The following is a 21094-nucleotide window of genomic DNA, read 5'->3' as shown; positions in this document are numbered from 1 at the left end:
GGGACCCGACCACCCCGGCGGGATCAGACGAACGACCGTGACGCACCGGACCGCTCCAGTGCCGCGCACACCGCTTGATAAGGCTTGTCGGCGGCGAGGATCCGCCCACCGCGCAGGAGCAGCACCTCGTGTCCGCCCTCCCCGATCGAGCCGCGGCCGGTCAGTCCCGCTCCCCGCCACGCCTCCTGCACGTCGATCGCGATACGGAGCACCGTGCCGTCGGGTTCGCGGCGCGGGTTCCAGGTGAGCGCGCTCTTCAGCACGATGCCGTACCGCGCCGCCAGCAACATGGTGACCTTGTAGTCGGTAACGGACGGATAGGGTTTACTCTCCTCGCCCGCGAAAACGTTCACCAGGAGAGACGCCGCGACCTCGATCCGGTCGGCGGCGATGAGCCGGTCGAGGGCGGCCGCGTGAGTACTTCCGGCATGCGCCATGACCCCAGCGTATCGGCAATTCGGCCGCGGGCCCGGCCGAGCGCGGGCCTACGCGCGACCGGGCCTGCGGGAGTCATTGCGGCAGTGTGGTTCTCGAACGGCCACCGCCTCGGCCCGCCGCCTCAGACGGGAGCCGGTTCCGCCCGCACCGTGGCGGCGATGGCATCGGCCAATTCCGTGCCCTTGACCTCGAAATGCCGCGCGAAATACGTCAGGTGTTCACCGTGCTCGTGGAAGTGGTGCGGGGTGAGCACCGCCGAGAACACCGGTACGTCGGTGTCGAGCTGCACTCGCATCAGCGCGTCCACCACGGTGGCCGCCACGAAATCGTGCCGGTAGATACCGCCGTCCACCACCAGTGCGCAACCGGCGAGAGCGGTGTATCGGCCCGTGACCGCCAAACGTTTGACCCGCAGCGGTATCTCGAAGGCGCCCGGCACCTCGAACACCTCGATATCGTCGAATCCGTGCTCGGTGAGCCGGTCCCGGCAGGCGGTCACGGCCCGATCGACGATATCGGCGTGCCAGCGCGCGGCGACCAGAGCGATACGGTTCGGGGTGGGTGACATGGGTCCTCCTGTTCGCTGTCACCCAGGGCATGGCAACGCGCACAGAAACCACCGGCACGCGGGTGCCGGGCTGCCGCGTTCTCTTTCATCCGGACTGTGACCGTCGGCTCCGGGATCGCACCGGGATCTGCTCGACCCACGGTCTCCGCGGAAACCGTGGCGCTCGCGGGCTCGTGCGTCCGGATCGGTCCGGATGCCATCACCGCCGGTGGGGAATTCCACCCCGCCCTGAGAACGTGTACGCAGCGGACTGTAACAACGCCGCTCGGTCAGCGCGGCGATGGGGTGGGGCCGGGGTCGAGCCGGTGGGGGATGCGGTCGGCCGTCCACACCGGTTGCCACATATGCCAGTCGGCCGGATGCGCCGCGATACCGGCGGCGAACCGGTCGGCCAGTCGCTGCGTCGTGGGGACGAGGCCACCGCCGGTATCGATCGGCGCGCCGATATGGAAACCCCAGCCGTCCGGGGTGAACCAGCAGTGCACCGGCAACAGCGGCGCACCGGTCTCGATCGCCAGTTTGGCCGGTCCGGCGGGCATCGCGGCCGGTTCGCCGAAGAAATCGACCGGCACCCCCCGGCCGGAAAAGTCGCGTTCGCCCAGCAGGCATACCAGCCGGCCCTCCCGGAGCCGTCCGGTCAACTGCTCGATCGGTGGTTTCTCCGCACCGGTGAGCGGAATGATCTCGAATCCGAGACCCTCGCGGAACCGCACGAACCGCCGGAACAGCGATTCCGGCGCCAGCCGCTCGGCCACTACGGTGGGTGAGCCCACCCGCTGCACCAGCCATACCCCCGCCAGGTCCCAGTTCCCGCTGTGCGGCAATGCCAGTACCGCCCCGCGCCCGCGTTCGACGGCAGCGCGGATGTGCTCGAGGCCGGTGGCCGAGGATTCGATCGTTTCGGCCAGCCGCACCGGGTCCATCGACGGCAACCGGAACGCTTCGCACCAGTAGCGGGCGTAGGAGCGCAGGCTCGCGCGGACGAGATCCCGCGGTACCGCCGCGGGAGTGGTTCCGAGCACCCGCGCCAGATTGCGCCGCAGCTGGTCGGGCCCTCCGTGACGGGCCGCGCGATCCGCCGCCAGCTCGAACGAACGCAGCGCCCACCGCCGCGGCAGAAGACGCACCAGCCGCCATCCCGCGGCGTACCCGAGATCCGTTACTCGCGCCGCTGCGCTCACCGGAAGATCCCGCTATCGGTCGCCACTCGCGGGCTCGTCCACCGTCGGTGATCCACCTCGCTCCTGGCTGCTGAACAATCGGCCGGGCACCCCGGCGGACCCGGGTGCTATCGGCGCAGGGCACCACTCGTCCGCCGGTTGCCGGTCCTCGGCGGCCGCGTTCCGGAAGACAGGCCGGTGGTCCCTCGGGGATTCCGGCTCGGAGCGCGGCTCGGAGACCACGGGATGGCTGAACAATCCGGAGGCGCTGTCGTGCACAGCCGGTTCTCCTGATTCTGTGAACGGCTGCCGCGGCCGCCGGCCTCGGTTGCGGGCGAGTGTTTCGTGGTCGCCCCCGTGAGGGCGGGTGTTCGGTAGCGTCATATCGACGTCCTGACTCGATCCGCGAGGGATCGGTGAGTGGTGAATCGGCGACCCCGGTGACCTGGAAACGGTCCCGTTCGCGGGGCGCGGATCCCTTCACCCTACGCTGCCCGCCCACTCCCCCGGCCGGTCCGTGACGAATCCGGTATCCCCGGCGGGCGCATCGGCACCCTGGATCGTCCGTACGCGCGGCGGACGGTCGTACCCTGACCGGACCACGACACTCGCGCACAGCGGAGAGAAGGGCGGTACGCAGGGATGGAGACCGGTCTCTTCGTCGGACTGTCCACCGTCGATATCGCCTACCGGGTGGGGTCGTATCCGGCGGAGGACACCAAAACGCAGGCCACCGACCAGTGGCTCGGCGCCGGCGGCCCGGCCGCCAACGCGGCCGTGGCGTTCACCGCGTTGGGTGGTTCGTCCACCCTGGTCACGGTGGTGGGGCGCCACCAGCTCACCGACCTGATCCGTAGCGACCTCACCGGCCACGGCGTCGAGGTGGTCGATGCGCTACCCGACAGCGAGCACCGGCCACCGGTCTCCTCCATCGTGGTGTCCGACTCGGCGGCCACGCGCACGATAGTTTCGCTGGACGGCTCCCGCATCAGCGTCCGATCCGACCCGGCGACCACCGCGCTCCTGGCAGGTGTGGACGTGCTGCTCGCGGACGGGCATCATCCGGCCCTGGCGGAAGGCCTCTGCGCGGCGGCCCGGGAACGCGGGATCCCGATCGTGCTGGACGCGGGCCGATGGCGCGACGCGCATACCCGGATTCTGCCACTGGTGGATATCGCGATCTGCTCGTCGTCGTTCGTTCCGCCGGGTATCCGGCCCGGCGATACGGCGGCCGTCCTCGATTTCCTGCGCTCCGCCGGTATCGCCGACGTCGCGGTAACGGGCGGCGACAAACCGATCATCGGGCGTACCGGCAGCCGATCGTTCGACATCGCGGTATCCGCGGTTCCCGCCGTCGACACCCTCGGCGCCGGCGATGTCCTGCACGGAGCGTTCTGCTACTACCTGAGCGCCGGCCACGATTTCCCGGGCGCGCTGGCTCGCGCGTCGGAGGTGGCGACCTTGTCGTGCCGGTACTTCGGCACCCGGGAGTGGTGCGCGCATCTCAGCGACCGCTCCGGACGAGATACCGGTCGCCCCGGGGGAACAGGACGAGATCGGCCCGCGTAACGGTCGCCGCGACGAGCGCCGCGTTGGGCAGATCGCCGCAGGCGATCCGCGTGCGCGCTTCCGCCCGCGATCTACCACCCGCGGTATGGCGCTCGTACAGACGTCGCTCGAGGAGGGCGGTATCCGCGTGCAGGTACCAGCACACGTCGAGCAGCGGCCGCACCTCCGACCAGCCCGGCGCCTCGAGCAGCAGATAGTTCCCCTCGACCACCACCACCCGCTGCCGATCGAATACGACACCGTCGGGGACGGGATCGTGGATTTCCCGGTCGTAGACGGGCCAGCCGATACACCTACCGGGTTCGCGGAACCGGAGTTCACGCAAACGTGCCGTGAAACCGTCGATATCGAAGGTGTGGGGCGCGCCCTTCCGTCGTAGTTCTCCCGCCTTCCGCAGATCAGCGGTACGGCGATGGAACCCGTCCATCGGCGCGATACCGGCCGCCCCGGCCTCCCGCCGGTTCAGCTCCGCGCACAGTCCGGAGGCGAAAGTGGATTTTCCGGCCCCCGGCGGCCCGGTGATTCCCAGGAGATACCGGCGTCCGGGCTCGACCGGGGCGGCAGCCGCGCGGACTCGTCCGGCGAGGTCACCGAGCGAGACCGCGCTCTCCTCCGCCGCGGAGGTCACCGGAGGCCCTGCCGGTCGGCGACGCTCCCGGTTTCCCCGGCTTTCCCGGCTCCCGGCACGGTACGCACCGTACCCGCCGGAGGGCTCTCGGGTCTCGGGGTCCGCCGCGGACCCTAGGTGGTGTCGCGCCTCTTCTGGTCCGGATCGATCTTGTCCGCGCGCTCGAACTGCTGATTCAGCTCCTCGCGTGAGGCGGCCGCATCACTGCGATGTGTGGCCGCCTGCTGCTGCAGACCGGCCGCCCGAGCTTTTTTGGCGTCGGCTTCGGCCGCCGCCGCGCGGGCCCTGGCCTCGGTCTCCTCGGCGATCGCTTCGCGCTGCCCCACTCGGTGTTCTTCCTCAGCTGCCGTCTCGCGGATCCTGCCCGCCTCTATCCGGCGGTGCTCCTTCCGTTTTCTCGCCGCCATCCAGCTCAGCGCGGCAACGACCAGTGCTACGACAACCGCGACGACAATAATGGTGACGAGAGTGCTGGTTGCCATTTCGGCTCCTCACCTCGACTGTGATTCATTCATGGCATCGACCGAGGGTGGGCGCGGTCCACCGGCGTCAGAAATAGTGGCGTCGCCCGCCGACCGCGCGGCCCATCGAACCCAACAGCAGCAGCACGAGCCCGACGACGAGGACGACGATCCCGATAATCCACAAGATCTGGATATTGAGCAGGAATCCGAGAACGAGCAGGACGAGTCCGAGAATGATCATGAGATGACCTGGTTTCGGTAGTGGAACTCGGGGGACGAGAGGCCTCGACACACCCTTTCCGGACCGTATCGACCGCGCCGGCCTGCGGATATGCCCACGGCATCGCGATCTGGACGGGACGGGAAACGGGCCGGGAGTCCGCCGAGGGGCACGCAGGCGACGACGGAACTCTCCGGGACGGTCGAGCCGGGGTCGCGATACGGCGGCCTCGGCGGTGCGAATTCGTGACGGGAGGGATCGAGTTCACAGCGGTCGACCCCGAGGGACTCGATGCCGGCGCGCCGAGCATCGTGCGATCGCCGGTAACGGCATCAGCGCTGCTCATATCGCTCACTACACCCACCACCAGCTGCAACGAGCTCGACGTTACAGATCTTCAGTACACGCCCGGCCCCCGGCAAAGTCAACATCACCGCCCTACGCCCTCGAACACCCCGGAGATCCGCGTCGGCCCGCTCACCAGGGCCGCTGCCGAACGCGGCCGTCCCGTCCGGCCTACCGCCGTTCGCCACCGGAGAGCCGGGAAGCGACCGCGCGAGGCTCCTCGTGCCCGGCGACGGTCAGCGCGCACCGGCGTCCCCATAGGAGCGTCGCAACCGCCCCCGCGAAACGGTCTGCACCAGCCCGATCACCCAGCACATCGGGCACCCGCGTAGGTCGACCAGGCCGACGGGCAGAAGCAGCAGGACGACAGGCCCGGCGACCGGGATCAGCGCGACCGAGCCGATCAGCGCGCCGAAGCCCACCACGCCCCGCCCGAGGTGCCGGGGTAGGGACGTGCTCGCGAAATCGGGTCGGTCAGGTTTCGTTGTCGCGGTCATCGTTTCCTCCGGGAACGGGGTGGGAAGGGGTTTGCAGCGCTTGCCGAACCGCCGCGCGGGCTCGGTGCAGAGCAGCACCAGGCCGATGGCGACGGCGACGGCGATACCGATACTCACGACAACCTCCCTATCCGTTCCCGACGTTCGTCGGCACATACATAGGAGGCGCGGGCCGCACCAAAGGATTCACCCCGCCCCGAATCCGTCCGCACCCTCGGGCAGCCGGACACCGCGCCGCATCGCGGATACCGACGTATGGTCCACCGACGAAGACGCCGACCTCACCCTCGAGATGAAAATCGAACTCGATTGCCCACCTACTGACGGTGGGCGGCCCGATATGAAGGTTCCGAATGGCTCGGGTCGAGTGACTCCGGTATCCCGGGCCCCTGAATCAGTGGTCTCGGGAACCCCATCGGAATCGAGAGCGGTTGCCGCCGCGATCCTCTCGCCGTTGTCGGCAGCCGGCCGAGGGCCACGCCAGCGCCCAGACCAGTACCGCCAGCGGCAGCCCTATCGCCACTACGAACCCCAGCGTGACCACGGCCTACCACCGGTCCATATGAACCACCGGCCACCGGTAGCCGCGCGGGTAGACCTGCATCGGCGTGACCAGCGCGGCGATATCGGTGATCGCGTGCCGCACCGCGTCGGCATGCTCGAACCCCGGCACGACCACAGCGTCGGCGCCGTGCTCGTAGACCGCCCCGGCCAGGATCAACGCGCTCGCCAGCGGGCAGGTATCGAGCCGTACCGTCCACACCAGCCGGTAGCCGTAATGCCCGGCCACCCGGTGGATGTCCACACCGTTGCCGTGCACGTCCTTACGTATCAACCCGATGGCCTTACCCTTGCTCTCCATCTGTTCCCCTGTCCAGTGCGTTATTGGTCCGCACCCGCCGCCGAGGCATACTCACCCGGCGGCGGGGCTCGAACGGGAAGCCTGACAGCGGCACCGTCGGAAACCGTTCCGCTGTGGAACACTCGGAACCATGAGTGATTCCCAGCCCGAGGACGACCGCTATGTCGGCCGTCAGGTGCGCACCATCCGCGCCCGGCGCGGAATATCGCAACAGGTCCTCGCCGACCGAACCGGACTGTCCCGCAGCGCTATCGCCAAGTACGAGAACGGCTTACGACCGATCGACTCACGCCGGACGTTACTCGCGCTGGCGTCCGCGCTCGGTGTAACGATCGGAGACCTCACCGGAAGCCGGGAACAAGAGAAGCTGGACCCTGCCACAGCCGGGTTCCACATGGTGGTGCCCGATATCGAGACGGTCCTGTGGGCTCAGGGCAATGTGACAGACACCCGTCCGCCGCGCACCCTGGACGAACTCGCCGCCGACTCGCAGCGCGCCACCCGCCTTCGTCACGACTGCGATTACGCCACACTCGGCCCGATGCTCGCGCCGATGCTGACCGATGCCTACCGCCACGTGCGTGACTCCGGCAGCGAGCGGGCATGGGATGTACTCGGCACCGTCACCTATGGCGTCGCGTCCGCACTACGAGCACGCGGATATCCGGCCCTGGCTTGGAATGCCGCGCAGGAAGCCCAGCGGGCCGCCGAGCACGCCGGCGGAGCCGCCCCGGTCGCCGCCGCCGCCTTTGTCCAAGGTCAGATATTGCTGTCTCGCCCCGGTGCGCTCCCGGCCGCGCTGACGACCACCGTGGACACCGCCGCAAAGATCGCCGCCGATGTACGCACGGTCGGCGAAATCGAGACCTACGGAATGCTCCACCTGCAAGGCAGCATCGTGGCCGCCACCATGGGCAGCGACCCGGAACCGCACCTTGCCGAGGCTGCCGAACAAGCGAGCAGGCTTCCCGGGGCGAAATCGAACACGTCTGTCGCCCGTAACGAGTCGTTCGGTCCGGCAAACGTGGCACTGTGGCGGATGTCGGCGGCGATCGAACGCCGAGAACCCGGGCAGGTACTCGCGCTCGCTCCGAGCCTCGACCCGGCCGAACTACCCAACGAGGGCCGCAGGGCTCAGTACTTCGTCGAGATCGGCCGCGCGCATGCGATGAAGCGCAACTACCGTGATTCTCTGTACGCGCTGCTACGGGCCGAGCATGCCGCTCCGCAACACGTACGCACCATGACGCCCGTACGGGAACTCGTCGGGCACATGATGCGCTCGGCCCGCCGTGACCTGACCACCGGCGACCTCGGCAAGCTCGCACAGCGGGTAGGCGTGGTGCCCACGTGAGCTCGCACCGGTACCGTTGTGCGCGACCAGGGGCCCCAACGGGTGAAACCAGCCTGTCGAGCAACAGGCTGGTCGATTGTGCTTGTCGGCAGCCTGGCATGCTATCCGGATGACGACAGGCCAGGAGGCATCGGTGACCGGCGACGTCGAGTGGTGAAGGTAGCCTTCGAGCTGCCCCGAGACGTGGATGGGTGGCCTCCCGTCGGAACCGAACGTATATGGGCGGTCAGGCGCGACGGTGACCGCGTCGAGTCGGACAACATCCCGTTCTTCGTTCGCAGGTTCGCCTCCTGACGTAGCTGCCGCACGCTGCGCTGACACTCGGGGTGTGTCGGCCCCTGCCGTTATGGTTCGGACATGGCAGGCCTACCGAGGAAAGCAGTCCTCGTCCGCACATGGTTCGGCGACGACGGCGCATGGGGGTCTCTGGTCCGGGAGGTCCTGACACCCAGCGGAGAGGGATTCCTGGCCTATACGACTCCGGTGAACGACCCGGAGTTCGAGGACCTGAGCCCCGAAGCGCTCCAGGCAAAGCAACCGGACGGGGCGATCGTGTCCTTCCTCGCCGACGAGATCACCCTCACCCACCCCGAGCATCCCATCCTGGCAGTTCGGGTCCTGCCACCCCAGGATTCCCACCGAGGCGACCACAAGCCGTTCAGAGTCGTTCCCGCCCAGCTGTGGAGCGTGGAGAACAACATCAACGAAGCGAACCTGGACTGGGAAGACTTCGCGAACAGGGTGGACGCAGACGGCATCTACCGCGGCGAAGCGGTGGCGAAGGAACCCGGTTTCGGGTTCGGCGTGCGGTCCCTCGTGGCGCAACGACTGGCACATCTCACCCCCGGTGTCGCCGAATCGGTTCGCAACGCCGAATCTCCGGACGACATCGCGGATATGGCGATCATCTCCCGCGAGGAGGAGCCCCGGACCGTCCGCGAGCAGTTGGCATCGCTGCGGTCCTATCCCGCGGCGCTGCCCTGGGATTGGTTCGCCGCCTTCGACACCGAGCATGCCGACACCCCTCGAGCCGACTACATCAAAGCGTTTCTGAAAGAGATCGGTGAACGCGCGTTCGCCCTCGGAACCGTCCTGGCGTCGCTGACTTCCGACGAGAACTACTACCTGGTCTTCGTGACACCGACACAGTTCGAAGAGCTCTCGCGGCTTCTCACCGCAGTCGGGTTGAGGGCTGAAAGCATGCGGCGGCGCAACCCGGAGCAAACGACCGCGATCGCAGCCTGGGCCAAAGCCCAATCGTTCACGGCGGTAACCAGCCAGGGACGACTCGACCCGTCCTGAAAACGGCATGAGCGTGCATTCGGGCGCCGCCAGCTGTCGAGTTCCAGATTTTCCCTGGTAGAGGAGTGTTTGTGGGGCGGGCGGGGCTCGAACCCGCGACCAATGGATTATGAGATCAAACACTCCCAACAGTGTGCTGAGCAGCAGAGACAGCGCTCAGCGACGAGCAAATCCTGAAAATACATTGCTGTCGGTCGTCGTTCACAGCGAACCGGTCCAGCCCCCGGAACCTACCCAGCTGAATAGTGGGGCCCGAGGCGTTCCGCCAGGTCCCGGAGATGAGGCGGACAGTTGTCCCCGACCGTGCCAGTAGCAGACGCCTGAGCCTCAAAGAGAGCAACCGCGGCCGCAGTTGTGGTGTTAGCCGCGTACAAGAAGTCAGCGACGATGTTAGACAAGTCGGTGGGACTATGCAGGTAATTGGTCGTCCACGTATAGCCGTGGGCGATCCCAGACGCAATCGAATACATAGATTTTGACAAGTCAGCCATAGGCTTGGCCGAACTGTTCAGCGTGCCCTGATCGATCCACTGCGCAGCCTTCTCGATCGTCTGGTCGAACTTGAGCGCGTGTTTCACCCCATCGAGCTCGTCGAGTACCTCGCTCGCGGCCTCCTGACTCTGCTTCAGCTGAGCCAGCCTATCCTCCGGGATAGCACCCCCATCAACCCGCTTGATCTGTTCATCAAGGTACTTCTTCTGGGCCAGTACCTCGTCTTTGGTCACCCGAAGCGCTCGATTCCGACGTTCGTCGCGATCCGTATCGGACAAGATCCAAACCGTGCGAGAGGCCGACTCCAACGCTGATCGACAGAGCGTGATGATCGAGGCTGTGCGGAGCTGGCCTGTGGAGTCCCACTGATCGATCAGACGGACGACCGTGGTCAGGTTCTCGGCGGCGCTCATGGCCGGAAAAAGCGCGTGATGCAACACCGGACGCTCGGAAACGTGGGTAACGATTTTTTCCGAGAAGAACTCCGTGTCGTCCAAAACGATCGAACTCCCAGACTCCGGGGGGCTCGGACGGACTCGCCAGTCATTGAAGCGGCGGGCTTCTCTTGCCCGATCGTCAATACGCCGACGCGAAGGGATCAGGCGAGACAGCTGAGCTCGAAGCATCGCCGCCTCTGGCGTTTCCAGGTTGCGGGGAGCACCACCTGAACGTGCCCGTGTATCGCCCCGCTGCTTCTGACGCCGGTTCTGCCTGGACACTTTGGCCCCTTCCTACGGTTAACTGCGATCATCCACCATCCCACCGACGCTGGCGCCCCCAGGGGCGCAGGCCAACTGGCCGGGCGGTGGACCGGACCCCTGATTCCGAGAACAAGCAGCCTTTGCAAGAAGTATTTTCGGCCTGTGACTTTCGTGATTGCGCAGATAACCGATGCAAGTACTGGCCGACTGTCCCTGCTCGCCGATACCAAGCTGACAGATGAGCGCGACGAGCGAGCGACTCGCCAGATCTACACAGGCGCAGGGCAAAAGGTCGTCATATTGGACGATGCCGCCGTGGTCGGCTTTGCAGGTACTACACCGTCAACAGCTTTGAAATTCCTGGTCAGCCTGCGCGGTCTGCCGGCCGAAGACATCGTCGAACGCCTGGCCATGCACTCCGCTGAACTCGGTTCCCTACCCGAGGTTTCGAAGTCGTTTCTCGTCGCCAAACGAGCTCCTGAGCCGAGACTGTGGACGGTATCCAATGGAGATGTCGAGGATCGCACAACCATAGGACGGGCCTGGATAGGTGATAGGCAAGCGTTCCAATACTTCAGTGGTCTTTACCATGGCGAACTGGCACAGATCACCGAGGACAAGGAGGCTCGGCTCATCTGGGCGATGCAGTCGGTTGTGGGCATGGATCAGGTCGCAACAGTTGGCGGCTACATGGTTCGTGTGACTGGCGATATCTCAAACCCATTCCGATTCTTCGGAGACCCGATGGGCACAGGCCCCTGGCTAACGAACGCTCTCCTTTCCAGCTCAGGTGATGGAAGAGCCTCCCTCGCGATCACGGTGCCGCCGGGCGGCGATCCCACCCAGCACTGGAGGATCCCAATTGCCGGCGAAGCCCCCACCTTCAGCGCCTTGGCCCAGTTCATACCCGAGATCGGCAAAGCATGGCTACATACACATGAGGAACCCTGGTCTGATCCGATCCTGGTATCGGCTACGTCGGTCGAAGAGCTGATCGACACCGCGCGGGAAACTCACCAGCAGTTTCTGGAGAAGCCGGATTCGCCGTTCCTACGGGATCTTCTTGGGATTGAGCGCTAGCCTCGCCTCACGGCCTCTCCGCGGGGAGGTGCACCAGCGTTCGGTGCCCCGAGATCACGCGGTTAACCCCAGTCCCGACTGAAGTCGGTGGTATCCGTTCCGGAGGGTGGGAAACCACAGACCGTTCCACCGCCGCCTACGGCTGAAGCCAGACAATCCATCCGCCGCTTCGCCAGAACTTAGAAGTACCTCGGAGCGCCTCACGCCCGTCTGGTCACCAGATCGCCGAGCTTGTTCACCAGTTCCTTGACCTCCTCCGGCCACGCTTGAGCCCAAGTTGCAAGGAATGCGCTAGCGACGGTATGCCCAGACATGAAGTCGAGGTCTGCGCCAATCTGTTCCCAAATGACGTGGATGTCGCGGTTAGTCAGAGCTCGTTGCCGAACCACGGATTTCACCTCTTCCTGACGCTCGATCGGTAAGTGAAGCGCAAGTGTTAAACGTGCAGCCAGCTCGTCCAATCGACGCTCCACGCAGTGAAATACATGAGCCTCAGGCGAGGCCGAGCCAGGCAGTGTAAATATTCGATTATCCGGATCGACCTCAGACGCTTGGTCACCATCGACAAAACAAATCGCTGGGAACGTCGACGTAGGGTCAGCATTGTGCTGCACGGTGACTTTTATCGCTGGGGATGCTCCACCCATTGCATGAATTTTTATCGCCTCCATCTCGATGCCACCGTGCGTTCTCAGCGCCATCGCGACGAGCATTTCAGCGAACTGATCTTCGACGAAGATAGCCAACTGCGCATGAATTTGGCCGGTAATAGTCCGCAAAGCCTTGACATCCAGCTTCCCCTGAAGCACGTCACCATTTAGCACCGACCAAATTGCCGTCGAAGGAAGCGGAGCGAGTGCTTCGTTTGAATGTGTTGTAAACAGTACCTGGCAGGACTTTCGTTTGGCAACGTCGATTAGATACTCCACAATCCGACGGGTGGCGACGGGATGGAGTCCATTCTCAATCTCTTCAATGAAAATCATTGCATTGTCAGTAGCAGCTTCCACTTCAGCGACGATGCGGATCACGCTAGCCTCCCCTGCACCGAAATGGAACTCTGAGTAGTCATCACCGCTTTGAGTAACTCCCGTAAACATCTTAACGCGACCTGCGGCGTCGAGGTAGAGCTGTTGGAAACCGTCGATACGTTTTCCAAGAATTCTGGCGGCATGCTCGGCCACCTCTTGCGGTAGTTCGACCTCTTTGGCTGCTTTGAAAGCACCTCCTACCGCCTTCTTGAGCTTTGCCTGTTCTGTAGCAGGAACAGTTCTATCCACTCCAAAGACTAACACCTCCCGTTCCACGATATTTCTGTTCCACTTAAGCTTCTTGAAGCTAGAAGTCCGTGTGACAGGCAATCGAGGGTTGATAGATTTGTCAATAATCTCGTACTCAATTGTCCAATTCTGCATACTCTCGTCGTATTTGCCACTTTTAGCAAAGAAACGTCCCGGTAGAACGTCTTTATAGGCGAGAGCGGCAGCACCTAGAACCGTGGTTTTTCCACCACCATTGGGGCCAACTAGAGCAGTCACAGGGAAATCGAATGAAACCTCGCGGTCAATAAATCCGCGCACTCTTCGTAAAATGACACGCTTTAGGTACTTCCCGTAGCTCCCCTTAGATACCTTCGTCTCTAAGTCCGCGATCTCACTTGGACGGATCTCGCTTTTGTAGCCAATCACCCTCTGCCCCCACCTCTCTCGTGTGTAGCTCAATCGAACTTTGTCGGTTGATCTTCGCACTGTCGGCGGCGGATGTTACGGCCGTTCGTTCCCCCGCTTGTGCGGCGGAGGTATGGACTCGTGGAGTGTGCGATACCCATAGCGGACACTGCCGTCCTCTTGTGGTCCAGTCCCCGCCGAGACCCCGCTGCCACGTCCACCCACCCGGCTCGCGTACGCAACGCTACGGGCGCTCCGTAACGCAACCACCCTGCCAAGCCCGCCTCCTCTTTGTGGTCCTCTCCTCTCTCCTTGGACTCTTTCCTCTCTTCTTTTCTGTGTTGTTCCTCCTCGCTCTGCTTCCCAACTCTCTATGAACAGCGAAGCCATAGAGAGTTGGGAAGCAGAGCGAGGAGGGGCGACACAGAAATCCCAGCTCTGCTGGGGTTTGAGTCCAAGGCGGCGGGACTGTGGCGGGACTCCGCAAGTACCGCCACAGTCCCGCCTTACTCCCGCCGAAGTCCCGCCATAATCCCGCCGAAGTCGCGGGTCGGGAACACAGGGAGCCCGCCACCGATCGGTGGCGGGCTCCCTGGATGGCCAGTGCGAGCGTCGACTCAGGCAGAAATCTGGGCGTGCTGGCCGAGCGCTTCGGCTACCGCACTGATCAGATCGCGGGCAGCCGGTGGCGTGACCGCGTTTCCGGCGAGGCGGACCTGCTCCCGGCGGTTGCCAGCCATGATGTAGTCGCGGTCGAAGGCCATGGCCTGTTTGATCTCATACGGTTCCAGCATCCGAAACTCGCAGTCTTCGATTCGGGCGGCTCGGCTGGCCAGCCCGTGATGGGTGCCGGCTGCTGCGACCGTGTCCAGCGGATCACGGCTGGTCTTGGTGGTGTTGTGGTTGCGCAGTGGGATCACCATCGCCCACTGGTCTCGGGTGGTGGCTGTTCCGTGCGGATCCTGGGTGCTGCGCGGGGTGCCGTTGCCGTAGTAGGGCACCAGCACCCCGGTTTCCGAGCGGGTGGTCATAGTCCGCATCGGAGTCCAGGCGTGCTGGGCTTGTTTGCCGTCGCGGCCCTCGACCGGTACCAGCAGCGCATCGGTCTCGCAGGTGGTGCGCGCCGGCATCGCCTCGGCCACCGAGGCCCCGTTCTGGCGCCAGGTGCCGCCGGCCGGGACCAGCACCGGGGCGTGGGCGTACTTGTTGAGTCCGGCCTGGATCCGGGCCAGTGTCTTGGCGGCAAGTGGTTTGGTGCGGTCACCGATGCGCTGGCCTCGTAGGTTCCAATCGATGACCGTCGCGGCGGGGAGCCAGTCGGGTTCGACGATGGTGTTGCGGCAGGTGACCGAGGGGCAGCGCCACAGGTATTGGGCGCGGTAGCGGCCCCACGGCCGGTCGGGGTTCTTCCACGCCTGCACTGCGGTCACTTGGCGTTCGCAGTTCGTGCACCACGCCTTCGGGCGGGTCCAGCGGTTGAGGTCGGGCGCGAATTCCCCGGTGCGCCAGAACACGACGTACATGCGGTCGCGGGACTGCGGCGCGGGTGCGCCGGCGGCTTGGGCGTGCATGCTGTTGAGGTAGACGATCCGATGCTGGTAGCCAAGGCTGCGCATCGCGGTCAGCCAGGCGTCGAACAGCACCCATTTCGCGGCGTCGACGACGTTTTCGACCACAACGGCGCGGTAGCGGTGGTGCTCGGCGAACCGCACCACGTCCCACATCGTGGCCCGGGACCGTTCGGCGGCCTCGTTCGGCAGCGCTTCCCCGAACAGGTCCGGGGTGGCGTCGATATTGCGGCGCCGACCGCGGGCCACGGAATGGTTGGTGCATTCCGGGGACGCCCAGAGCACGTCGGTGCGCCGGTACCGGCGGGGGTCGACCTGGGATAGGTCGGCGCAGTCGTGGTCGGTGTTCGGGTGGTTGGCGTTGTGGGTTTCCACCGCCAGCGGCCAATGATTCGCCGCGAGCAGCACCTGCACGCCGGGGACCTGGGTAGCGCCGGTGCTTGATCCGCCGGCGCCGCAGAACAGATCGGTCAGCGTGATCATCGGTCGGTCTCCGTCGTCGCGAGCTGGAGCTGGGCGGTGTCGTCGAGGTAGCGCCACTCGATGCGGGTGACCAGGGTATCGGGTCGGCATCCGCGGTGGGTGGCGCAGAAGAACTCGACGAATTCGGTGGTACTCATCTGCGGGAAACCCTCGGCAGCAACATCGGCGGCGGTGATCGTGTTGAGGGGTTCCCGCCGTGTGGAGGCGACCTCGATATCGACGATGCGCACCAGGGGATCACCGCGGCGACGGCCCATGACCTTGCGGCACAGGGTGAGCCGGTCACCGGGCCGCAGCATGGTCCAGCCGACACGGCGGGTCACAGTCTTGCTGCGGTCGCGGACTTGGGGCTCGGTCAAGGAAACGGACATCAGGCGGGGCATCGGTTCACTCCTCGATGTAGGTGCGGGCGGCGGTCAGGGTGCGGGTGACGGTGGATGAGGACAGTTCGACGTGTTCGGCGATGCGAGCGTGCGGCCAGTTCTGTTCGTGGCGCAGTCGCAGGATTTCGGCGACCTTGCCCGGGTCGCGGCGGCCGGCCGGGTCGGCCTCGCACAGCGCTTCGGCGACCGAGGCCCATCGGTCGGTGCGCTCGGTGCGCACCGGTGCTGCCTGGTTGCTGTCGGCGGCGCGTTGCGCATCGGCGTGGTGCACACCTTCGGCGGCGGCGCTGGGGGTGGCGGTTTCCAGTTCCGGGTGCTGCGGGCCGGCGGTGAGCTGGGTGTCCGTGGTGCGGGTCTCGGTCCACTGCTCGCGTACCGCGACGGTGCGCGCCAGTGCACTGTGGTGCGCAGGCTCCGGAGCGGTGCGCACCGCGGGTTTGTGGTCGCTGCGGGCGAGGACCAGCAGCGCGATGGTGGCTTGGCCGATGGCGCCGTCGATGATGATCGGCATCAGGAACGCCAGGTGTTCACTCATCCCTACCTGGACGCCCAGCTCTTTGAGCGCGTCGAACGAGAGCCGGAACGCGACCGCGGCGATACCAGCGGTAAGTGCGACAACGCACCAGTAGGCGAACTTCGCGCCGTTCTTGGCCTTCACCAACAGCCCGACACCGTGGGTTGCCGCCAAGAGGGCGATCGGGGGGAAGGAGGCGAAGAACGCGGCGATTTCCTGTTTGCCTTCGGGGGCGTTGATCCAAGCATGGATGATGTTGCCGGCGATCGACATCGCGGCGACCAGGAGCAGTTCGGCCCAGAAGAACCGGACCGCGGCGATTTCTTCTTTGGTGCGGGGGCGGGCTTGTGCATCGGCCGGTGCGGACGGTGCGTAGTCGTGTGCACCGTGGTGCACAGCGTCGCGGCTGTGCACCGTGTGGGCGCTGTCGGTGCGGTGCAGGGTGCGTGCTGCCGGTTCGGGATGGTGGCTGGGCTGTAGCTGGCTGTGAGTGTCGCTCACTGCTTCGGCTCCTTCCGGGCGGTGGTTCAGGTGTCGGTGGGTGTGGTCGACGGGGTGGGAGCAAGGTCCGCAGCGGGGGCGCACCATTGACGGGCGTGCGCCCCCGCGACGCATCCGGCTACTTCGCCCCGGGGCGGGCTGGGGTGTAGGTGGCGGTGAACAGCCGCGCTTTCGGGAACTGCGGGTCGGGGCCGGTGAAGGTGACCGACAGGGTCGCGCCGAGTTCGAAGTCGGCGTCGCCGGCCTCGGCCAGGGCGGCGCCGATGGCCTGTTCCATGCGCCAGGACACATACAGGTTCTTCGCCCCGTACGCGGTATCGAGGGTGATCACCAGCTGGGTGAGCGGGTTGCCGTCCTGATCGGTCTCGACCTCGCCCGGGGCGCCGCCGAATTTGAGTTTCGGTTGGTCCTCGGCGGCGGTGATCCGACCGGACACGGTGGCGCCTACCGGGGTGTTCTTGCCGAAGGCGCTGGCGGGTCGGGCGGCGTTACGGAATCGGGTGCTGAGGCTGCTGTTGGTCATGAGAGGCGGGTCCTTCCTGGTTGTGGTCGATATCTGGGTGTTCAGCGGGAGCGGGCCGGGCGCTGGATCCGCTTCCAGCCATCGGGAGGCATGGCCGCCCGCTGCCGGGCGCTCAAGCGCTCCGGGTTGGGTGGTGGTTGTTCGCGCTGAGTGCCGGGCCGGTCCAGGTACGGGACGGGTTCGAGGTCGTCGATTCCGTGGCCGGCGTCGAAGTGGTCGGAGAGGTCTTTGCCGTCGCGGGCCTGTACCACCCGCACTTCCCCAACCAGACCGCCCAGGGTGTCGGCGACCTTGGCGGCATGCCGGTAGCCGGGCCGGTCCTGGTCGGCGACCACGAACACTCGCGCCGCGCCCTGCAGCCAGCGGGCGTGTTCGGGTTTCCAGGACCCAGCGCCCATCGCGTTGCAGGTCGCGACCAGGCCGGCGCGTTCGGCGCGGTGGACGTCCTTTTCGCCCTCGCAGATATAGATTTCGCGGCCGCGTTTGATCCCGTCGAGCAGTTCCGGGAGCCGGTAGGGGATGGGTTCGAATCCGGTGTTGATCCATTCGCGGCCGGTCCAGCGGCGTTGGGTGAACTCTTTGGCCCGGCCGTGTTCGTGCGGGGTTTCCCGCCGCAGCACCGCGCCCTCGGTCCTGCCGTCCGGCCACTTGTACAGGTACGCCTCGACGTTCTCCTTCGGCCCGGTCGGCGCCCCGAGATTCGGCTTCGGCGCGGCGATTTCGAACCCAGCCGCCCGGATCGCCCGCTCTACCGCGGGCAACTCGACCGGGCGGACCGGGCGCTGGGCGGCCGCGAGGGTGTTGCGGCGGGGCTGGTTGGGGTCACGTTCGGGCAGGTTGTCCCACAGATCCCGCACCTGCAGGCCGATACGTTCCATCACCTCGCGGTCATCGCAGCCGTTCGCGGCGAAGCAGCGGACGATGGTCTTGTGCTGCCCGGGGTCGTAGCGGACCCCAAGGGAAGGGTTGTGATGCCCGCCGTCGCCCTCATGCACTGGACACAGGAACCGGGTCCACGCTTCCGGAGACCTATATCCCTTGCCCGGTCCGACGCGGCGTTCCAGGGCCTCGACGATCGCCTGATACGACGCCCCGGCCGGACGCTGCTGGCGCTGCGGCGCCGCGGGTGGGGTGTAGGGGCGTTCGATCCCGGGTGCGGTGTATTCGCACACCTGGATACCGGCCTCACGCGCCAGCCGCATGGTGTGGGCGGTGCCGGCGGATTCGGCCTGGTTGAACGCCAGGCAGATATCGGCACCGGCCGCGACCATCTGCTGGTTGCGTAGCGGGCCGGCCTTCTTGCCGTGCCGGTCCCAGTCCGCGCGATGTGTTTCGACTTCGCCGCCCCAGGACTGCCAGATACTGGCGGCGATGCGGTCGGCGCCGCGGGAATCCCCGTGCACCAGAACCGCCTTCATGCCCTTGTAGGCGGCCAGTGCCTCGCGGATGGTGGTGCTGTCGGTCCATGACCGCGACCCGGTGACCAGGATCCTGTACTCGGGCAACATCAGCGCTCCCTGTCCAGGCGCAGCCGGGTACGGACGCGCTCGATATGGGACCGTCCGAACGCCTGCTCCAAGCTGCGTAACTCGATATCGGTAACACCGCCATCGCGGCCCTGGGCTCGGCTGTGGGCGATGCTGTCCAACCGGCGACGCACAGTGTCAGGCCGTTGGCGGCACTCGTTGTAAGCGGCGCGCAGGAATCCCCACTGCTCGGCATACGGACCGGACCGCCACCGCCGGTCGATGGTGGAACCGATCCGGGCGAGCCCGTCTTGTTCGGACTCGGCCGTCTCGGGCTGCGCCTGCTGTCGGTACGCTTCGATCAAATCCTGGAAGTCGCCGCGCATGGCTTCTTCGTGCTCACGCTGCATGTCACCGGCTCCGCTCGATGCCGTTGCGGCCCGGACGGTGACCGTTGGTCTCCGGTGGGGTGGGCAACTGTTCGCGGGCCATGGCCTGGGTGTTCTCCCCGCCGCGGTCGCGCTGCTGCTGCCGCAGCCTCGCCAGATCCGCCGCGATATCCCCGGTGTCGGGCTCGCTGGCAGGCGTCTCGCGGCGGTCGGCACGAAGTCTTTCTTCGTCCGCGCTTGGCCGGCTTTCTTGCGCGGCCCGACGCTCAGGGCTCCCCAGCCGCTCGGCTGCCGGGGTGCGCTGCACCAGCTTCTGCACCGCCTGATCGCGTTCACTGCGGAGCCTGTTCCGCTCACTGGACAGGCCACGGTTGAGGTTCTGCAACCGCTGGATTCGGGCCTCGGCATCATCGAGCGCTGCCCGCAACCGGTTCCGGTCGGCGGTGACCGCGTCCACGCTGCGCTGTAGCACCGCGATCTTGCGGTCTCGCTCTTCCTGCGCGTCGGCCAGGTCCCGGATCCGCTGCTTGATCTCGTCCAATTCCGCCGCATCGACCACGCCGGCGCCCGGCCGCTGCTGTTCCGGCTGCCGGGATTCGGGCTCGATCAGGCGGCCGTTGTCGACCAGCACCGGCACGGCGTCGGGCTCCCAGCCGGTGCGCGCGGCCATCACCTGCCGGGGCCGTGCGTTCGGCTCGGTCTGTTCCCTGCTCGGCTGCAGGATGTCGTGTCGGTGTTCGCGTTCCAGGTCGCGGCGCTGCACCCATTCGGTTTCTCGTGCGAGCCGAGCCCGGTAGCGCAAGGCATCGAGGCCGCGGACCTTCGGGGCGCGGGCCAGCATCTCTGGGGTTTTCGCCTGCGTGTAGGGCCACATGCGGGCGGTTTCCAGGCAGTCCAGCGCAATCCCGCGTTCGACCTCGGTCAGCCGTGAGTTGCTGATGACCCGGCGGCGCACATACTCGATGTGCCGGTCGGCGGCGGCGTCGTCGCGGCGCACCTGCTCACGGGTGGTCTGCGGGTCGGTGGCCCGCTCGTACCGGGCCTGGGCGGCGATCTGGTAGCGGTGGACCATCTGCGAGGTCCACGACAACTGGTGCGCGCGCTCGGCCTGCTCGGCGCGACGGTGGCGCCGCATCTCCAGGCTGATCTGGCGGCGGATCTTGCGCTGCTCCCACCAGCCGGAGGCTTGGGCGTGCATACGCATCATCTGCGCCATCGAGTGCCCGAAGCGACGGGCCTCGTCCATGATTTCGTCCTCCACAGAGCGATCGGACATATCGGTTTCTCCTTCCGGGTTGTGGCCTGGTCAGGCCGGATTGGTGCGGGTGGTTTCGTGCCGGGCACGCGCGGAGTCGGCGCGGCCCACGAGCGAGCGAGCGCCGTGGACGCTCGCGCCAGCGCCGCGGGTGATCGCGGAGACAATCGCGGCCGCGACCTCGCGTGCCGGGGGCCGGTAGGCGGCGTTCCACCACAGGTAGGCCGTCCACCCCGCCCCATAGGCGGCGACCGGGACCGCGACCACCCCGGGCTGACCGGCGGCGATGGTGGCGGTAAGGGTGACCACAACCGCGGAGCCGGGCATCGTCACCCGCACCCACCGCGGCACCCGCCCACCCGGGCCGGCCACCGCCTCGGGGGCAGGTCGGTGCACCGGGGCCAGGTGCTCGTCCTCGACCGGCACCGCAGGCTCTCGTTTTGTGGTCTTCACCAGCCGGACAAACGGGGCCACCGGCGCCGGCGGCTGATCGGCACGGGCGTCGCTGCCGGCGGGATCGGCGGCGGCTGCCTCGGCGGCGAGGAAGTCCTCGAGCTCGTCGGACAGGATCTCCATGAGCTGATCGAGGTCCCCACCCGGCTCGCGGTCGGGTTCGTGGTCGTCGTCGTGGTCGAAATTGCTCTTACGCATGGCAAACAGGTCCT

General features: G+C 66.3%; 22 protein-coding genes and 1 riboswitch. Of the genes, 4 read left to right on the top strand and 18 right to left on the bottom strand.

Annotated elements, in window-relative coordinates; genetic code table 11:
- Positions 1–23 precede the first annotated feature (23 nt).
- From ACYR7D_RS13875 to ACYR7D_RS13865, 3 genes are all read right to left on the bottom strand, one after another.
- Entirely contained in the window at positions 24–437 is a 414-nt protein-coding gene (locus tag ACYR7D_RS13875; RefSeq protein WP_459549923.1) for a hypothetical protein, read from the bottom strand.
- Positions 438–559: 122 nt separating this feature from the next.
- Positions 560–1006 carry a 6,7-dimethyl-8-ribityllumazine synthase gene (locus ACYR7D_RS13870; RefSeq protein ID WP_459549922.1) on the bottom strand — a complete coding sequence of 149 codons (447 nt, stop codon included), beginning with the start codon at positions 1004–1006 and terminating at the stop codon, positions 560–562.
- Between the two features lie 73 nt (positions 1007–1079).
- Positions 1080–1246: riboswitch (FMN riboswitch) on the bottom strand.
- Positions 1247–1275: 29 nt separating this feature from the next.
- Complete coding sequence (locus ACYR7D_RS13865; protein WP_459549921.1) at positions 1276–2187, bottom strand: phosphatidylinositol mannoside acyltransferase; 912 nt, start codon at positions 2185–2187, stop codon at positions 1276–1278.
- A 621-nt stretch (positions 2188–2808) separates the two neighbouring features.
- Between ACYR7D_RS13865 and ACYR7D_RS13860 the strand changes: the two genes are divergently transcribed.
- Positions 2809–3735 (top strand): PfkB family carbohydrate kinase, encoded by a 927-nt coding sequence (locus ACYR7D_RS13860; protein ID WP_459549920.1) that lies wholly within the window; start codon positions 2809–2811, stop codon positions 3733–3735.
- Here ACYR7D_RS13860 and ACYR7D_RS13855 read toward each other — a convergent pair.
- The 5 genes from ACYR7D_RS13855 to ACYR7D_RS13835 all read right to left on the bottom strand — a co-directional run bounded on the left by ACYR7D_RS13855 (position 3671) and on the right by ACYR7D_RS13835 (position 6751).
- Positions 3671–4363: a nucleoside/nucleotide kinase family protein gene (locus tag ACYR7D_RS13855; protein ID WP_459549919.1), complete on the bottom strand. Its 693-nt coding sequence runs from the start codon at positions 4361–4363 to the stop codon at positions 3671–3673. The genes ACYR7D_RS13860 and ACYR7D_RS13855 overlap by 65 nt on opposite strands.
- A gap of 113 nt (positions 4364–4476) precedes the next feature.
- Entirely contained in the window at positions 4477–4845 is a 369-nt protein-coding gene (locus ACYR7D_RS13850) for a hypothetical protein (protein ID WP_459549918.1), read from the bottom strand.
- A gap of 67 nt (positions 4846–4912) precedes the next feature.
- Positions 4913–5068 carry a DUF6131 family protein gene (locus ACYR7D_RS13845; RefSeq protein ID WP_459549917.1) on the bottom strand — a complete coding sequence of 52 codons (156 nt, stop codon included), beginning with the start codon at positions 5066–5068 and terminating at the stop codon, positions 4913–4915.
- 560 nt (positions 5069–5628) lie between these two features.
- Complete coding sequence (locus ACYR7D_RS13840) at positions 5629–6006, bottom strand: hypothetical protein (RefSeq protein ID WP_459549916.1); 378 nt, start codon at positions 6004–6006, stop codon at positions 5629–5631.
- Between the two features lie 430 nt (positions 6007–6436).
- Positions 6437–6751, bottom strand: a complete 315-nt coding sequence (locus tag ACYR7D_RS13835; protein ID WP_459549915.1) for a hypothetical protein — start codon at positions 6749–6751, stop codon at positions 6437–6439.
- Between the two features lie 130 nt (positions 6752–6881).
- Between ACYR7D_RS13835 and ACYR7D_RS13830 the strand changes: the two genes are divergently transcribed.
- Positions 6882–8105 carry a helix-turn-helix domain-containing protein gene (locus ACYR7D_RS13830; protein ID WP_459549914.1) on the top strand — a complete coding sequence of 408 codons (1224 nt, stop codon included), beginning with the start codon at positions 6882–6884 and terminating at the stop codon, positions 8103–8105.
- Between the two features lie 357 nt (positions 8106–8462).
- A complete protein-coding gene (locus ACYR7D_RS13825; protein WP_459549913.1) occupies positions 8463–9407 on the top strand; it encodes a DUF6630 family protein in 945 nt (314 codons plus the stop codon).
- Positions 9408–9637: 230 nt separating this feature from the next.
- On the opposite strand, the gene ACYR7D_RS13820 is transcribed toward ACYR7D_RS13825, so the two are convergent.
- A complete protein-coding gene (locus ACYR7D_RS13820) occupies positions 9638–10396 on the bottom strand; it encodes a hypothetical protein (protein WP_459549912.1) in 759 nt (252 codons plus the stop codon).
- Positions 10397–10762: 366 nt separating this feature from the next.
- Here ACYR7D_RS13820 and ACYR7D_RS13815 point away from each other — a divergent pair, with 366 nt between their 5' ends.
- Positions 10763–11680, top strand: a complete 918-nt coding sequence (locus ACYR7D_RS13815; RefSeq protein ID WP_459549911.1) for a hypothetical protein — start codon at positions 10763–10765, stop codon at positions 11678–11680.
- 200 nt (positions 11681–11880) lie between these two features.
- Here the strand turns inward: ACYR7D_RS13815 and ACYR7D_RS13810 are convergent, their stop codons facing one another.
- The 9 genes from ACYR7D_RS13810 to ACYR7D_RS13770 all read right to left on the bottom strand — a co-directional run bounded on the left by ACYR7D_RS13810 (position 11881) and on the right by ACYR7D_RS13770 (position 21080).
- The gene (locus tag ACYR7D_RS13810; protein ID WP_459549910.1) at positions 11881–13368 is read right to left on the bottom strand and encodes an ATP-dependent nuclease; all 1488 of its coding nucleotides are present in this window, start codon (positions 13366–13368) and stop codon (positions 11881–11883) included.
- Positions 13369–13964: 596 nt separating this feature from the next.
- The gene (locus ACYR7D_RS13805) at positions 13965–15398 is read right to left on the bottom strand and encodes a DNA cytosine methyltransferase (protein ID WP_459549909.1); all 1434 of its coding nucleotides are present in this window, start codon (positions 15396–15398) and stop codon (positions 13965–13967) included.
- Complete coding sequence (locus ACYR7D_RS13800; RefSeq protein WP_459549908.1) at positions 15395–15781, bottom strand: ASCH domain-containing protein; 387 nt, start codon at positions 15779–15781, stop codon at positions 15395–15397. The genes ACYR7D_RS13805 and ACYR7D_RS13800 overlap by 4 nt, the downstream gene beginning before the upstream one ends.
- 4 nt (positions 15782–15785) lie before the next feature.
- Positions 15786–16796: a DUF2637 domain-containing protein gene (locus ACYR7D_RS13795; protein ID WP_459549907.1), complete on the bottom strand. Its 1011-nt coding sequence runs from the start codon at positions 16794–16796 to the stop codon at positions 15786–15788.
- A gap of 118 nt (positions 16797–16914) precedes the next feature.
- On the bottom strand, positions 16915–17319 hold the full coding sequence (locus tag ACYR7D_RS13790; RefSeq protein WP_459549906.1) for a hypothetical protein: 405 nt from the start codon (positions 17317–17319) through the stop codon (positions 16915–16917).
- A gap of 41 nt (positions 17320–17360) precedes the next feature.
- Positions 17361–18827, bottom strand: coding sequence for a DUF2493 domain-containing protein (locus ACYR7D_RS13785; RefSeq protein WP_459549905.1), 1467 nt, complete (start codon positions 18825–18827; stop codon positions 17361–17363).
- Positions 18827–19195: a hypothetical protein gene (locus tag ACYR7D_RS13780; protein ID WP_459549904.1), complete on the bottom strand. Its 369-nt coding sequence runs from the start codon at positions 19193–19195 to the stop codon at positions 18827–18829. The genes ACYR7D_RS13785 and ACYR7D_RS13780 overlap by 1 nt, the downstream gene beginning before the upstream one ends.
- 1 nt (position 19196) lies before the next feature.
- Positions 19197–20450 carry a hypothetical protein gene (locus ACYR7D_RS13775; RefSeq protein ID WP_459549903.1) on the bottom strand — a complete coding sequence of 418 codons (1254 nt, stop codon included), beginning with the start codon at positions 20448–20450 and terminating at the stop codon, positions 19197–19199.
- 30 nt (positions 20451–20480) lie between these two features.
- Positions 20481–21080 (bottom strand): hypothetical protein, encoded by a 600-nt coding sequence (locus tag ACYR7D_RS13770; protein ID WP_459549902.1) that lies wholly within the window; start codon positions 21078–21080, stop codon positions 20481–20483.
- Positions 21081–21094 lie beyond the last annotated feature (14 nt).

Source organism: Nocardia sp. X0981, from assembly GCF_977089955.1.
The sequence above is the reverse complement of the archived record's forward strand: the minus strand, read 5'-3'. Positions and strand labels throughout refer to the sequence as shown.